The organism is Paraburkholderia phenazinium (genome assembly GCF_900100735.1).
Lineage (GTDB): Bacteria > Pseudomonadota > Gammaproteobacteria > Burkholderiales > Burkholderiaceae > Paraburkholderia > Paraburkholderia phenazinia.
Window position 1 is genome coordinate 107746 of record NZ_FNCJ01000011.1, and the last position, 14643, is coordinate 122388.

Annotated in this window: 8 protein-coding genes; 2 read left to right on the forward strand and 6 right to left on the reverse strand. The window is 64.4% G+C overall.

Annotated features, from left to right (window positions below):
* The 4 genes from BLQ92_RS23325 to apbC form a co-directional block, all read right to left on the reverse strand.
* Positions 1 to 2286, reverse strand: a complete 2286-nt coding sequence (locus BLQ92_RS23325; RefSeq protein WP_090686906.1) for an arginine/lysine/ornithine decarboxylase — start codon at positions 2284 to 2286, stop codon at positions 1 to 3.
* 87 nt (positions 2287 to 2373) lie between these two features.
* Positions 2374 to 2943, reverse strand: a complete 570-nt coding sequence (dcd, locus tag BLQ92_RS23330) for a dCTP deaminase (protein ID WP_090686908.1) — start codon at positions 2941 to 2943, stop codon at positions 2374 to 2376.
* A gap of 279 nt (positions 2944 to 3222) precedes the next feature.
* On the reverse strand, positions 3223 to 3756 hold the full coding sequence (locus BLQ92_RS23335; protein ID WP_090686910.1) for a superoxide dismutase family protein: 534 nt from the start codon (positions 3754 to 3756) through the stop codon (positions 3223 to 3225).
* A gap of 131 nt (positions 3757 to 3887) precedes the next feature.
* Complete coding sequence (apbC, locus tag BLQ92_RS23340) at positions 3888 to 4976, reverse strand: iron-sulfur cluster carrier protein ApbC (protein ID WP_090687210.1); 1089 nt, start codon at positions 4974 to 4976, stop codon at positions 3888 to 3890.
* Between the two features lie 317 nt (positions 4977 to 5293).
* Here apbC and BLQ92_RS23345 point away from each other — a divergent pair, with 317 nt between their 5' ends.
* Both BLQ92_RS23345 and metG read left to right on the forward strand, forming a co-directional pair.
* Entirely contained in the window at positions 5294 to 5944 is a 651-nt protein-coding gene (locus tag BLQ92_RS23345) for a YiaD family glycine zipper/OmpA-like lipoprotein (protein WP_090686913.1), read from the forward strand.
* A gap of 378 nt (positions 5945 to 6322) precedes the next feature.
* Positions 6323 to 8467, forward strand: coding sequence for a methionine--tRNA ligase (gene metG, locus BLQ92_RS23350; protein ID WP_090686915.1), 2145 nt, complete (start codon positions 6323 to 6325; stop codon positions 8465 to 8467).
* 87 nt (positions 8468 to 8554) lie between these two features.
* Here metG and BLQ92_RS23355 read toward each other — a convergent pair whose 3' ends face one another.
* The gene (locus BLQ92_RS23355; protein ID WP_090686917.1) at positions 8555 to 12760 is read right to left on the reverse strand and encodes a translocation/assembly module TamB domain-containing protein; all 4206 of its coding nucleotides are present in this window, start codon (positions 12758 to 12760) and stop codon (positions 8555 to 8557) included.
* Between the two features lie 69 nt (positions 12761 to 12829).
* Positions 12830 to 14611, reverse strand: coding sequence for an autotransporter assembly complex protein TamA (locus BLQ92_RS23360; protein ID WP_425312492.1), 1782 nt, complete (start codon positions 14609 to 14611; stop codon positions 12830 to 12832).
* Positions 14612 to 14643 lie beyond the last annotated feature (32 nt).

The following is a 14643-nucleotide window of genomic DNA, read 5'->3' on the forward strand; positions in this document are numbered from 1 at the left end:
TCAGCCGCGCACGCAATCGACGAAGTACTCGATGCGGCCGTTGATCGTCTCGCCTACCAGGCCGTGGATGTCGGTATGGAAGCCCGGGAAGCGTTCGTTGAACTCACGCGCAAAGCGCAGGTAGTTGACGATCGTCTTGTTGAAGCGCTCGCCCGGAATCAGCAGCGGAATGCCCGGCGGATACGGCGTGAGCAGAATCGACGTGACGCGGCCTTCGAGTTCGTCGATCGGTACCCGGTCGATCTCGCGGTGCGCCAGCTTGGCAAACGCGTCGGACGGCTTCATGGCCGGCTCCATGCTCGACAGGTACATCTCCGTGGTCAGGCGGGCAATGTCATTGGCGCGATAGACGCTGTGGATCTGCTCGCACAGATCGCGCAAGCCCACGCGCTCGTACATCGGATGATGCGAGACGAACTTCGGCAGCACGCGCCACAGCGGCTGGTTGTTGTCGTAGTCGTCCTTGAACTGTTGCAGCTCGGTCACCATCGAGTTCCAGCGGCCCTTCGTAATGCCGATCGTGAACATGATGAAGAACGAATACAGACCCGTCTTCTCGACGATGATGCCGTGCTCGGCCAGGTACTTGGTGACGATCGCCGCCGGAATGCCGGATTCGCCGAAGCCGCCGTCCATGTCCAGACCCGGCGTGACGATGGTCGCCTTGATCGGGTCGAGCATGTTGAAGCCGTCGACCAGCGAGCCGAAGCCATGCCAGGCGTCGTTCGGGCGCAGCATCCAGTCTTCGCGCGAGCCGATGCCCTCTTCCGCGAATTCCTCCGGACCCCACACCTTGAAGAACCAGTCGTCGCCGTATTCGTCGTCGACCTTGCGCATGGCGCGGCGGAAATCGAGTGCTTCGGCGATCGACTCCTCCACCAGCGCAGTACCGCCCGGCGCTTCCATCATCGCCGCAGCCACGTCGCACGAGGCGATGATCGCGTACTGCGGGCTCGTCGACGTGTGCATCAGATACGCTTCGTTGAAGCGGTGCTTGTCGAAGCTACTGTTCTTCGAGTCCTGCACGACGATCTGCGAAGCCTGCGAAATGCCGGCCAGCAGCTTGTGCGTCGAGTGCGTGGCGAACACCAGCGCACTGATGCGCGGACGGCCCGCGCCGATCGCGTGCATGTCCTGATAGAACTCATGGAACTCGGCATGCGGCAGCCACGCTTCGTCGAAGTGCAGCGTATCGAGCCAGTCGCCGAGCATTTCCTTGATCATCTCGACGTTGTAGATCACGCCGTCGTAGGTGCTCTGCGTAATGGTCAGGATGCGCGGCTTGAGGTTCGGATTCTTCGCGAGCGCTTCGCGGGCGAACGGATTCGCCGCGATCTTCTTCTTGATGTTCTCCGGCTCGAACTCGCTGCGCGGAATCGGGCCGATGATGCCGAAGTTGTTGCGCGTCGGCGTGAGGAACACCGGAATCGCACCGGTCATCATGATCGCGTGCAGGATCGACTTGTGGCAGTTACGGTCCACCAGCACGATGTCGCCCGGCGCAACCGTGCTGTGCCAGACGATCTTGTTCGAGGTCGACGTGCCGTTGGTCACGAAGAACACGTGGTCGGCGCTGAAAATGCGCGCCGCGTTGCGCTCGGAGGCGGCCACCGGACCGGTGTGGTCGAGCAACTGGCCGAGTTCGTCGACGGCGTTACAGACGTCCGCACGCAGCATGTTCTCGCCGAAGAACTGGTGGAACATCTGGCCGAGCGGGCTCTTCAGGAACGCCACGCCGCCCGAGTGCCCGGGGCAGTGCCATGAATACGAACCTTCGTCCGCGTACTGCACCAGCTCCTTGAAGAACGGCGGCGCGAGCGAATCGAGGTACACCTTGGTTTCGCGGATGATGTGGCGCGCGACGAACTCCGGCGTGTCCTCGAACATGTGGATGAAGCCGTGCAGCTCACGCAGGATGTCGTTCGGCAGGTGGCGCGAGGTCCGCGTCTCGCCGTACAGGAAGATCGGAATATCGGCGTTGCGGCGGCGCACTTCCGTCACGAACGCGCGCAGTGCGACGATCGCGGCGGCCAGTTCAGGCGTCTCGCCCTCGACCACGACATTGTCGACGTACGGCAGCAGCTCATCGTCGTCGATCGACAGGATGAAGCACGAGGCACGGCTCGACTGCTGCGCGAAGGAGGTCAGATCGCCATAGCTCGTCAGCCCGAGCACTTCCGCGCCTTCTTTCTCGATTGCTTCGGCGAGAGCCCGAATGCCGGAACCCGAGATATTCTCGGAACGGAAATCTTCGTCAATGATGACGACGGGAAAACGAAACTTCATGGGCGATTCTCCAAAAGGAACGACCGCTGACTTTTGTAAAGTGCAGCGGTCACCTGTATAGCCGGGTGGGTCAGTGCGCTGCGGGCGTCACGTTTTGGGCAACGTCACGCCATGCTGACCTTGATATTTGCCGCCGCGATCCGCGTACGACGTCTCACAAATTTCGTCGCTTTCGAAAAACAGCACCTGGGCGACACCTTCGTTCGCGTAGATTTTCGCAGGCAAAGGTGTCGTATTTGAGAATTCCAGCGTCACGTGCCCTTCCCATTCCGGTTCGAACGGGGTGACGTTGACGATAATCCCGCAACGGGCATAGGTGGACTTGCCCAGACACACCGTCAGGACGCTACGCGGGATGCGGAAATACTCCACCGTACGGGCCAGCGCGAACGAGTTCGGCGGGATGATGCAGACATCACCCTTGAAATCGACAAACGACTTCTCGTCGAAGTTCTTGGGGTCGACGATCGTCGAATTGATGTTCGTGAAGATCTTGAATTCGTCAGCGCAGCGGATGTCGTAGCCGTAGCTCGACGTGCCGTAGCTAACGATCTTCCGGCCGTCCTCGGAAAGACGCACCTGATCGGGCACAAACGGCTCGATCATCTTGTGCGATTCGGCCATGCGCCGGATCCACTTGTCGGATTTGATGGTCATATGTGTACGCTGCTCGCCGCGTCAAGTCGGGGGTGAAGTCCAGCCAGGGGCCCGTGGGGCCGCGTGCTGCCGGAAGAAAGGCGCTTATTTTACGCGATCAGCGCGCCGCTGCCGCAACTGCGGCAAATAAGGGCTGGCTGGGGGCGGTTTCGATGCGTCCGGCATGCCGCCGAAAACCGCATAACCTCGTTGGCGCGGACGTTTGACCGGATGCCGCCGCGCCCTGCTGCAGCGCAGCGAAGCCACATCAACGAGGCATCAATGAGGCATCAAGCGGCATTACTGCCGGATCACGCCGCAGGCAAGCGGCGCACCTGCGCCATGCTGCGGCCAGGCGTAAGGATCGGAAGCGTCGCGATGCAGCACGACGGCGCGTTGCAGCACCGAGCGAATGCCGTCGAGCGAGACGTCCGGGGCCACGATAAAGCCGGTGGCGACGCCGGTCGAATCCGCGTGAATATTGCCGAGGTCGCCCTCGACCCGCGAGCCCATTTTCAGCCGCTCGGCCGCCGGTGCGAACACCGGACCGACGCTGGAACCGTCCGCCGCATTGCAGTCGCCACGCTCGTGCACTTGCAGTGCGTGGTCGCTATCGGGCGGCAAGCCGCTCAGGTTGTAGGTCACCTGCACGCCGTCCGAGCGCTCGATGAACGTGACCAGACCCCGCGCCTGATTCCCCACTGTGGGCAGTAGTTGTGCATCGGCGCGTTTCTCCTGTGGTCTCAGGAATGCAGTGCAGCCGCATAACAGCAGACTGCTGGCAGCCAGGACGATGAACGCATGCACCGCCTGTCCGTCAATTCGTTTTCCCATGCGATCCTCTTGTCGACCGCCGGCCGCCCCTGCGACTCGCCGAGCCGAACCTGATGAAGTCGACATGATACCGCGAGCGGAGGCGTGTCCAACGCCTTCCGCCGCGTCTCAGCAGCCTTGCGCAGGAAGGCTCAGGTGTTCTGCACGACGATATTGGGAAACTTCGAGGTCATGTCGCGGGCCCGCTCGGCGATATGGATGGCCACCTTGCGTGCGATCGAGCGGTAAGTCTCCGCAATCCGGCCGTCCGGATCGGCCACCACGGTGGGCTGGCCGGAGTCGGCCTGCTCGCGAATGGCGATGTCGAGCGGCAGGCTACCGAGCACTTCGACGCCGTACTCCCTGGCCATCCGGTCACCGCCGCCGGCGCCGAAAATATGCTCTTCGTGACCGCAGTTCGAGCAGATGTGGATGCCCATGTTTTCGACGATCCCGAGGATCGGAATGCCGACCTTCTCGAACATCTTGAGGCCCTTCTTCGCGTCGAGCAGCGCAATGTCCTGCGGCGTAGTGACGATCACCGCGCCGGTCACCGGCACGCGCTGCGACAGCGTGAGCTGGATGTCGCCGGTACCCGGCGGCATGTCGACGATCAGGTAATCGAGGTCTTGCCAGTTGGTCTGGCGCAGCAGCTGTTCGAGCGCGGAAGTCGCCATCGGGCCGCGCCACACCATCGGATTGTCCTGCTCGATCAGAAAGCCGATCGAGTTGGCCTGCACGCCGTGGCCGCGCATTGGATTCATCGATTGGCCGTCCACCGACTCGGGGCGCCCAACGATTCCAAGCATCATCGGCAGCGACGGGCCGTAGATATCGGCGTCCAGAATCCCCACCGAAGCGCCTTCGCTGGCCAGCGCCAGCGCCAGGTTCACCGCGGTGGTGCTCTTGCCGACCCCACCCTTGCCCGATGCCACGGCAATGATGTTCTTCACGTTCGGCAACAACTTCACGCCGCGCTGCACGGTATGCGCCGCCACCTGCTGCGACACCTGCACCTGCGCCTCGGCCACGCCCGGCACCGCACGCAGCGCGTCGCCGACCAGCGTGCGGACCGCTTCAAACTGGCGTTTGGCCGGATAGCCGAGTACCACCTCGACGCTAACCGTGGCACCATCGACAGCGACGTTCCGGAAGTTCTTGGCCGCCGCAAACGGGCGCCCCGTGTTAGGGTCAGCGACGGTCGCGAGGGCGGCGTCGACCAAAGCCCGATCAATGCTCATTGAAACTCCGTTGGGGAACACTTGCGGCGCGGCGGAATCGAAAGCTTCGGCCGTCAGCCGGAAATTGAAAAAAATTGTTATGCAGCATTGCGAAATTTTGCCTTGCCGGGCACCCTTCGGCAGCAGCAGGCCGCAGGGTCGCATCGCTGCGTACTTCAGTCATCATTGTAGTGGCTGGCGTCAGGCCTTGCCGGAAGACCCTTCATTGCTGTAGGAGGGCCATGAAATCCGGCGAGGTGTTTGCGTAGCTTCTGCGTGGTTGCCGTTTTCGACAATCCGCAAGGGGCGACCCGCTTCAATAATCAAGAGGAATCAAAATGAACGCAAAAGTCATGACTCGCCTGGCAGTCTTCGCCGTAGCCGGTTCGTTGCTGGCAGGCTGTGCCACCCAGCAAGGCACTAACACGGCCGTGGGTACAGGCGTCGGTGCCGGCACGGGCGCGGCAATCGGCGCGATCTTCGGCGGCGGCAAGGGCGCGGCGATCGGCGCAGGCGTGGGCGCAGCGGTCGGCGGCATCACCGGCTACAACTGGCAAGCGATTCACAACAAGCTGTCGGGCGCCACCAAGGGCACCGGCACGCAGATCACCGAGCAGCCGGACGGCTCGCTCAAGCTGAACATCCCGAGCTCGGTAACGTTCGACACCAACAGCTATGCGGTCAAGCCGTCGTTCGCGCCGGTGCTGGATCAACTGGCGCAGACGCTCCAGCAGAATCCTGAGGTGATCGCGCAAGTGGTCGGTTACACGGACAGCACCGGTTCGGCGGATTACAACCAGACTCTGTCGGTGAACCGCGCACAAAGCGTGACCGGCTACCTGGGCCAGCGTGGTATCAATCCGCAGCGCCTGTCTGCACAAGGTATGGGCCAGAACAATCCGGTTGCTGACAACAACACGGAAGCCGGCCGCGCCGCGAACCGCCGCGTGGAAATCTACCTGCGCGCCACCGCGCAGCACGCAGGCTAACGGCTGGTATCCTGGGGAATGGGGCGGCGGCCTGCCAGGTGCGGCCGGGTAGAACGGCCTGCTCGCTCCGGGACGGCCAGGTCCGGCCGGGTGGCTCCACCCGGCTGGAAAAGCCCCCGGGGAGCGGTTGCACGTTCCGGTAACCGAATCGAAAAATATTTCGAACTCTCCGGAAAATCCGCTGTCTCTCTTTACGGTACGTGGCTGGCTTTGCCGCCGCGGCACCATTCTCCTCTTGTCGTTGTTGCTCCGGGGCCCATAGCCCCGGTTTTTTTTGGTGCGGGTCCGCGCACCAAGGCCAGAGGCGCCAGAGCCGCTCCCCCGCGGCCGCCCTGCTAGAATCGTAGTTTCGTCTCCCCGCAAGCCCTCACAATCCCTATGTCAGCATCCGCAACCGGTCTCCCCGCAGGCGCGCCGTCCGGCCGTCGCCAGATCCTCGTCACGTCGGCCCTTCCGTATGCGAACGGGCAAATCCATATTGGCCATCTGGTCGAATATATCCAGACGGACATTTGGGTCCGGACACTGCGAATGCACGGGCACGAGGTCTACTACGTCGGCGCCGACGACACGCACGGCACGCCGATCATGCTGCGGGCTGAAAAGGAAGGCATCACGCCCAAGCAACTGATCGACCGCGTCTGGCAAGAGCACAAGCGCGATTTCGACAGCTTCGGTATTTCCTTCGACAATTACTATTCAACCGACTCGGAAGAGAACCGCGTGCTGAGCGAATCCGTCTATACGGCGCTCAAGGATGCGGGCCTGATCGAGGCGCGCGATATCGAACAGGCCTACGACCCGGTCAAGGAAATGTTCCTGCCGGACCGCTTCATCAAGGGCGAGTGCCCGAAGTGCGGCGCGAAAGACCAGTACGGCGACAACTGCGAGGTATGCGGCGCGACTTACCAGCCGACGGAATTGCTCAATCCGTACTCAGTCGTCTCGGGCGCCACGCCGATCCGCAAGACTTCGACACACTACTTCTTCCGCCTGTCCGACTCGCGCTGCGAGAATTTCCTACGCAGTTGGGTGGGTGGTCTCGCACAGCCGGAAGCCACCAACAAGATGCGCGAATGGCTCGGCGACGCCGGCGAGGCCAAACTCGCCGACTGGGACATCTCGCGCGATGCGCCGTACTTCGGCTTCGAGATTCCCGGCGCGCCCGGCAAGTACTTCTACGTGTGGCTGGATGCACCGGTCGGCTACTACGCGAGCTTCAAGAACCTCGCCGAAAAGCGCGATATCGATTTCGATGCGTGGATCCGCAAGGGTTCGACGGCTGAGCAGTACCACTTCATCGGCAAAGACATTCTGTACTTCCACACGCTGTTCTGGCCGGCGATGCTCGAATTCTCGGGCCATCGCACGCCGACCAACGTGTTTGCGCACGGCTTCCTGACGGTGGATGGCGCGAAGATGTCGAAGTCGCGCGGCACCTTCATCACCGCGCAGAGCGTGATCGACACGGGCCTCAATCCGGAATGGCTGCGCTATTACTTCGCCGCCAAGCTCAACAGCACGATGGAAGACCTCGACCTGAACCTCGACGACTTCCAGGCGCGCGTGAACAGTGATCTGGTCGGCAAGTACGTGAACATCGCGAGCCGCGCGGCGGGCTTCCTGATCAAGCGTTTCGACGGCCGCATCCTGGACAGCGCGATGCAGCATCCGCTGCTCGGCACGCTGCGCGCGGCGATCCCGCAGATCGCCGCCAACTACGAAGCGCGCGAGTACAACCGCGCGCTGCGCCAGACCATGGAACTGGCCGACGCGGTCAACGCCTATGTCGACACCGCCAAACCGTGGGATCAGGCGAAAGACCCGGCCAATGCAGTCGCGCTGCATGAAACCTGCAGCGTCAGCGTGGAAGCGTTCCGCCTGCTGTCGCTGGCGTTGAAGCCGGTGCTGCCGAAGCTTGCCGATGCCGTCGAAGGGTTCCTCGGCATCGAGCCGCTCAAGTGGTCCGATGCGACCGTGCCGCTAAGTTCCGGGCGTCCGATCAACGCGTACAAGCATCTGATGACGCGCGTCGATCCGAAGCAGATCGAAGCGCTGCTGGCGGCCAACCGCGATTCGTTGCAAGCCACCGAAGCGGCGGCGCCTGCCGAGGCGAAGACCAAGTCCAAGGCAAAGACGGTTGCTCCGGCAGCGAAGGCTGGTGACGAGGACGACGGGTCCGGCATCATCTCAATCGACGACTTCGCGAAGATCGATTTGCGCATCGCCAAGATCGTCGACTGCCGCGCGGTGGACGGCTCGGACAAGCTGTTGCAACTGACGCTCGACGTCGGCGAGGAAAAAACCCGGAACGTGTTCTCCGGCATCAAGTCGGCCTATCAGCCGGAGCAACTGATCGGCAAGCTGACGGTAATGGTGGCCAACCTCGCGCCACGCAAGATGAAGTTCGGCCTGTCCGAAGGGATGGTGCTGGCGGCATCGGCAACCGACGAGAAGGCCGAACCGGGTCTCTACATCCTCGAACCGCACAGCGGCGCGAAGCCGGGCATGCGAGTCAAGTAAAGCCACGGCGCTCGCCGCGCCGCCGGAAATGCAAAAAGCACGTCATGCGACGTGCTTTTTGCTTATTGGCGCGATGGATTAGCGCCGTTACTGGCGCGCCCCGCCCCACGGCCATCGGTCGTAGCGCCGCGTGTAAAACAGCGTCGCCCCCTGGAAGGTGCCGCCGTAAGCGACCACCGACCAGTAGCGCGTCAGGTTGACCGTAGCCTTGAAGGCGTTGCTTGCCGACTGCAGCCCCTGCTCATAACCGAGCACCAGCCACTGGCTCAGCGCCTTCGACACCATCACCACTTGCGGATCGGTGAGTCCGACATCGCTGGTGCCGATCGAGAACTCATCGAGACCGAAGGTCTGCGCAATCCGCTTGCCGCTCGCATTGCCGAGCAACGCGAGGGCCGTCGTCATGGTGCTCTGCTGTCCGAGGTTATTGCCCTGATCGGTGCCATGGCCGAACAGCAGCCAGGAGAGCTTCTCGTTGTCCGCCACGTTCGGCTCCGACACCAGCTTGGCGACCGGCGCATCCACCGTGCCGGTCACCTGCACCCCGGCCTCGACCTGCTGGTTGCGGCGCATGGCGAGAATGTTGATGCCCGGATTCGCTACCGGTCCATTGAAAGTGAAGAAACCGTTTTCGATGCCGAGCTTGCGGCCAAACGCCGTGTAAGTGGAACCTTCGGTCACGCGCACGTTGCCGACCGCGCGCAGCGGCAGGTCCGGCGCGCTCAACGCGGTGATCGTGCCAGTCAGGCCGAGGTCCGCGCCCTGGCCACGGAAACGGAAGTCCTTGCCGAGATTGATGTCGATGCTGGCGTGCGGCGCGAAGCGGCCCACCGGCTTGTCGGTGACCGGCACGCCGGGCGCCTTCTCGCCAGGCACGGTGCCGTCGGGTCGCACGACCACCACATCGTCGCCGAGCCTCGGCGCGGCCTGCTCAGGCATGTCGAACAGCGCGCGATCGACCGTGAATTTGCCATTGATATCCATCGCGCCAAGGTGCCCGCCGTTGGCTACCGTGGCGCTGCCGGACAGCGACAGCTTGCGGTCCGGCGAAGCGAACAGTTCGAGCTTGTCGGCCACGATGCTCGCCGTCAGATCGGGCTCCGCGCCGTCGAGGCGCACCTGGCCGGTGGCGCGCAGCGTGCCGCTGCCGCCGTGGAATTCGACCTGCTGGAAGTCGACCAGATTCTGCGAAAGCGCGATGCGGATCACGCCATCCTTCAACTGCACGCCCTGGTCGACCATGGTGGCCGACAGGCCGTCGCCGAGCAGAGACCCCGACAGGTTCGGCTTGGCCACCGTGCCGCCTAGCGCAAGCTTCAGCGCGAGGTGCCCGTCGAGCAGATAGCTCGGGCCGAACAGGCCGCCCGTCGTCTTCAAGGACGGCACGTTGGCGTTCACATTGCCGGTGAGCGGCGCCTCCTCGTTGACGCCGAGCACGCCGTCGGTCATCGCCAGCGTGGTGTGAGCATCGGCGTCGATTACACCGATCCGGCTCGCCTGCGCATGCACCGTGGCGTTCAGACGGTTGCCGGCGCTGAAGTCGGCGCGCGCCCCGAGGTCGGTGATGCCGAGCGACGCGAGGCCGCTGCCGATCTCAACCGTCACGTCGCCGCCGCGGCGCTTCAACTGGATATGGCCGCTCGCCGTGTTGCCGAGCGCGAAATCCCAGTCGCCGTCGAACACCAGATCGGTCTTGACCGGCGGCGGCTCGCCGGTGATCTCCTGACGCAGCGTGAAGAGGCGCGCGAGCGAAATATCGGTCAGCGAGCCAGTCGACTGGATGCGCCCGTGATCCAGCGCGAACGACTTCAGGTCGAGCACCGCGCCTTCCAGCGTGAGCCGGGCCGCGCCGAGCGTGACGTGGTTCGGCGCGGCGCTCACCGTGAGCGGCGCTTCGAGATTGAGCGCCGGCGTGCCGCGATTCTGCAGTTGCGTGACCGTGCCGTCCCAGCGGGTGCCTTCGCGGGTGTCGGCGAGGCCTCCGTTGGCCGCGAGCGTCACGTCGAGCGGACGCTGGTAGACCTTGCCGGTGGCCTGCGCTTCCAACGTATGCTTCGCGCGCGTGCCGTTCAGGCGGGCGCTGAGCGTCGCAAGCTCGACGCCCTCCGCGCTCAGGTCGCGGGCGTCGGTCGTGAAGACCATGGCGCCGTTCGCGCCATCGCGCAACTCGGCGTGGCCTTCCGCATGGCCGAGGCGGTTGGCGCCGAACACGACGCTATCGGCCTTGTAATTCAGCAGGACGTTCGGATGCGCGAACGATCCGGTGACGTCGCCATCGGCCGCCATCGCGCCCGCCAGCCCGAAGCCGAGGCGCTCGAGTTCCGGCGCGTCGACGCGAAAGCGCAGCCGGTCGCCAGGCGCGCCGAAGCTGCCTTGCAGATCGACCTGGTTGCCCGCCACCGAGAGATTCGCCCGGCTCGGCAGAATCCGCGAGCCGGCCAACTGGACTGTGCCGCCGCCCGTCAACGGCAAGCCGTCGTAGACGCTTTCGCCAAGCTTGAAATCCGCCTTGGTCGTGAAGGTGGGGCCAAGCACGCCGGCTGCATTCAGCATGCCGTTCACGCGGGCTTCGATCTTGCGCGCCGGTGCCGGGGCGGCCCGTTTCGCTGCCGCCGCTTTCGCCGCCACATGGGCCTTGGCATTCGCCGCGGCGCTTTTAGGTGCGCTTCCCGGTGTGCTGGCCGGAACCCGCGAGGGCATCTGCGAGGTGAGCCCGAGCGGATCGAAATCGGTCAGTTGCGCCTTGAGGTTGTAGGTGGAGTTCGCATCGTGTTTGATCGCGCCAGACAGGTCGATGCGGCCCCGGCCCGAGGTGATCCGCACGTCGTTAAAGCTCATGCGCGCCGGGTCGAAGACCACCTTGCCCTGGGCGCGCAGGGCCGCCTTCGGATCCGCCAGATCGAGCGTGATGCTCTGCACATCGTCGTTCAGGCGAATGCCGATTGGGCCGGCAAGCTGCGTGGGGCGCACGCTCGCTTCCAGCGCGTTCAGGTCGAGCCCGGCCACCTGCAGGTCGAGCTGGCCGTGCTTGCCGGACAGCGAGCCCGTGCCGGTCACCGTGGCGTTCTTGACGAGGCGCAGCTTCAGGTTCGAGATGCTTTGCGCGTTGGCGTCGAGCCGCACGTCGGCGTGTGCGTCGATGAGCGGCAGCAGGTTTTCGTCGACCGCACCAGGCTTGGCGTTGACGATTGAGACCTGCCCTGCGACGACGAAGCCGGCTGCGGGCTTTGCGGCTGAGGGCGAGGTGTCATGGGTGGCCGCCAAAGAACCGCTGGTGACTACCGCGGCGCTAGCGGTTGTCGTGGCGCTTGCCGCCACCGCCGCTTGCACCGCCGCCCCCACGACCGGCTGCAATTCCGCCCGCACCGCCAGATCGGCGAGCGGCGCCCCCGGCGCAAACGCCTGCGGATTCACGTGATCGAACGTGAGCGTGGCGCGTTGCAACGGCACATCCGAAAACGGCGTCGCCTCGATACGCGCGTGGCCGGCGAGCTTCATGCCGCTCGCATCGAGCTCGGCGACCAGGGTTTCGAGCGTGCCGCTCAAATGGCCGCCCACCTGCACCGGCTCCTCGTTGACCTTGCCGGCATAACCGATGTCGCCGCTCAGCGCGAACGGCCGCATGCCGTCGAGCTTGGCCGACGCCGTGACCGCGCCGAACGGCGTGTCGAAACGCTCGATCGCGGCCTCGTGATGCACCCCATCGCTGCGCCCATGAAACAGAAGGTGCGAAAACTCCGTGGTCGACCCGCCCTCATGCAGCAGCAGCGTGCCGACCTGCAGATCGCGCACCTCCAGTTGCATCGGCAGACGCAGATCCTGCGGCAAGCTAATAGGGCCGCTACTTGGCGAGGTTGACGAACCGATGCGCGCGTCGATCGTGCCGATATGCAGGTAATCGACCGCAAAACGCCACGGCCGGTCCGTCAGCGCCCAGCGTCCGTCAATCTTGTCGATCTTGATATCGGTGCCGCTGCCGTCGAAACTGCGCCACTCGATCTGACGCAACCGCACGCCGGTCGCCAGTGCGCCGCCCTCCAGCTTGCCGGCAAGCCGGCCGCCCAGCAGCTTGACGGCGCCCTGCCACGCGTAGGCCGTACCGCGCTCGGTCGCCACCGCGCCGTACAACAGCCCAGCTGCCAGCGCGACCAGCAGCACCGGCATGCCCATCGCCCACGCCAGCGCCTTCCACAGCCGTCGCTGGCGGCGCACGGGAGGAGGCGTGTCAGGGCCGCCCGGCGTAGCGTCACCGGGCGTCTGCGGAGGCGGGTTGGCGGAAGCATCCGTCGTCATATTCGAACCATGCGAATCAGGCTAGTCAAGACAAATAAGGTCAAATGAGGTCGAAGTGTGGCCGAAAAATCAGAAGGCGATGCCCAGCGTCAGGTAAGGCCGCACCTGCTTGTTGCGAATCCCGTACGCGAGGTCGACGTTCACCGGACCAACCGGGCTGCGCCAGCGCGCACCAAAGCCCACGCCCGGGTAAAACACTTTCTCGTGCCACGTATCGGTGGCGGTGCCGATATCGAAGAACACCGCGCCGCCCCAGTCGTGGTTGAACCAGTGCTGATATTCAGTCGTGCCAGTGACGAGGTACTTGGTCGGCAGCACCGAGCCGTCGACGCTGTTACCGATGCTCTGGTACCCATAGCCGCGCACCGAGTTCGAGCCGCCCGCACGGAACAGCAGCGAGGCCGGGACGCCGCTCGAACTGCCCGCCGTGAACACGCCGCCCAGTTCGGCGCGGAACAACAGCAGGTCTTCCTTGCCGATCGGAAAGTACTGCTGGCCGCGCGCGTAAGCGCGAGCGAAGGTCTGATCGGTCGCCACGCCCTTGACCGCGAAGCCCGCTTCGAGACGCACCAGGTTGCCGGAGCGCGGGAACAACGGGTCGTCGGTGTTGCGGCGGGTCCACGACCAGGCGGGCACCAGCGCGCGGCTGGTGGTCGGCCCGATGGCGTTCTGGTCGAGCCGGTCCTGGTAGTAAAGGACCGAATACCCATAGTCGATAAACTGCGAGGTGCGTGTGGTCTGCACCCCCGCACGGATACTGTAGATGCGCGTGTCCGACACGTCGGTGGTCGTATAGGACGCGAGCATGCTGTTGGTCCAGGCGCGCCGCCACGGCGGCATCGAAAGCTGGATCTGGCCGAACTGCTCGATCTGGTCGATCCGCCCACCCACCGAGAACGGCCACGCGGCGCCGAAGGTGTTCAGGTACGTGTAGTTGCCCTGGACCTGCGGGCCGGTGTCGGTCGCATAGCCCACCCCGCCGCGGATGCTGTTGTACGGATACTCGCTGACCTTCACGCGCACCGGCGTCTCGATCGGCTTGGCCGGATCATTGGCGACGTCGATCGCGACGCTCGCGTAGTACGGCGTGTTCTGCAACTGGCGCTGCAATTCGGCGACGCGCTGCACGTCGTAGATCGCGCCGACCGAAATCGGGTTCACGTTGTCGACGATCTGCTCGGGGTAGCGCCGCGTGCCGGACACTTCGAGCTTGCCAATTGTGAAGGTCGGCCCGCTATCGAAGGTGACCGAGAGCTTGGCCTCGTGCGTACGCGGATCGATGCGCGCCTCGGAATGAGCGATCTTGGCCGCCACATAGCGGCGCGCTTGCAGGGCCTTGAGCGCCGCGTTCTTGGCGTCGTCCCAGCCCCCTTGCGAGAACGGGTCGCCTTGATGCAGCGAAAAAGCGAAGCGGGTGGCGTTTTGCTGCCCCGGGTCTTCGGTCAGCACCGGCCCCTTGAACGACAGATCAATGGCCGAAATGGTGGTTTGCGGACCGGGATCGACGCTCACCGTGACGCGCTTCTTGCCGTCTATGGTGCGTACGTCGGTGCGCACGACCGGCGAGAAATAGCCCGCCGTGGCGGTCAGGTCGCGCACCTGCTGCGGGGTCGCGGTGACGAGAAAGCCGAACTGGTCGTCGCTGATGTCGTCGCGCCTGGCGAAGCGGGCGATGTCCAGGTGCTCCTCGAGGAGCTTGCGCACAGCGCGCGGCGAGGCCTCGATATCGACCTTATAGGCTGCGCGCGCCTCGCCTCCGGCAAACACCAGCCAGACGAGGCCGAACGCCAGCCATGCGCGCAACAGCCGTGCCGCGCCCGGCGCGCTGCGAGCGAGCCGCCGCTGCCGCACACCCGGTTTGCCATGCCGCACACGCGACGGTT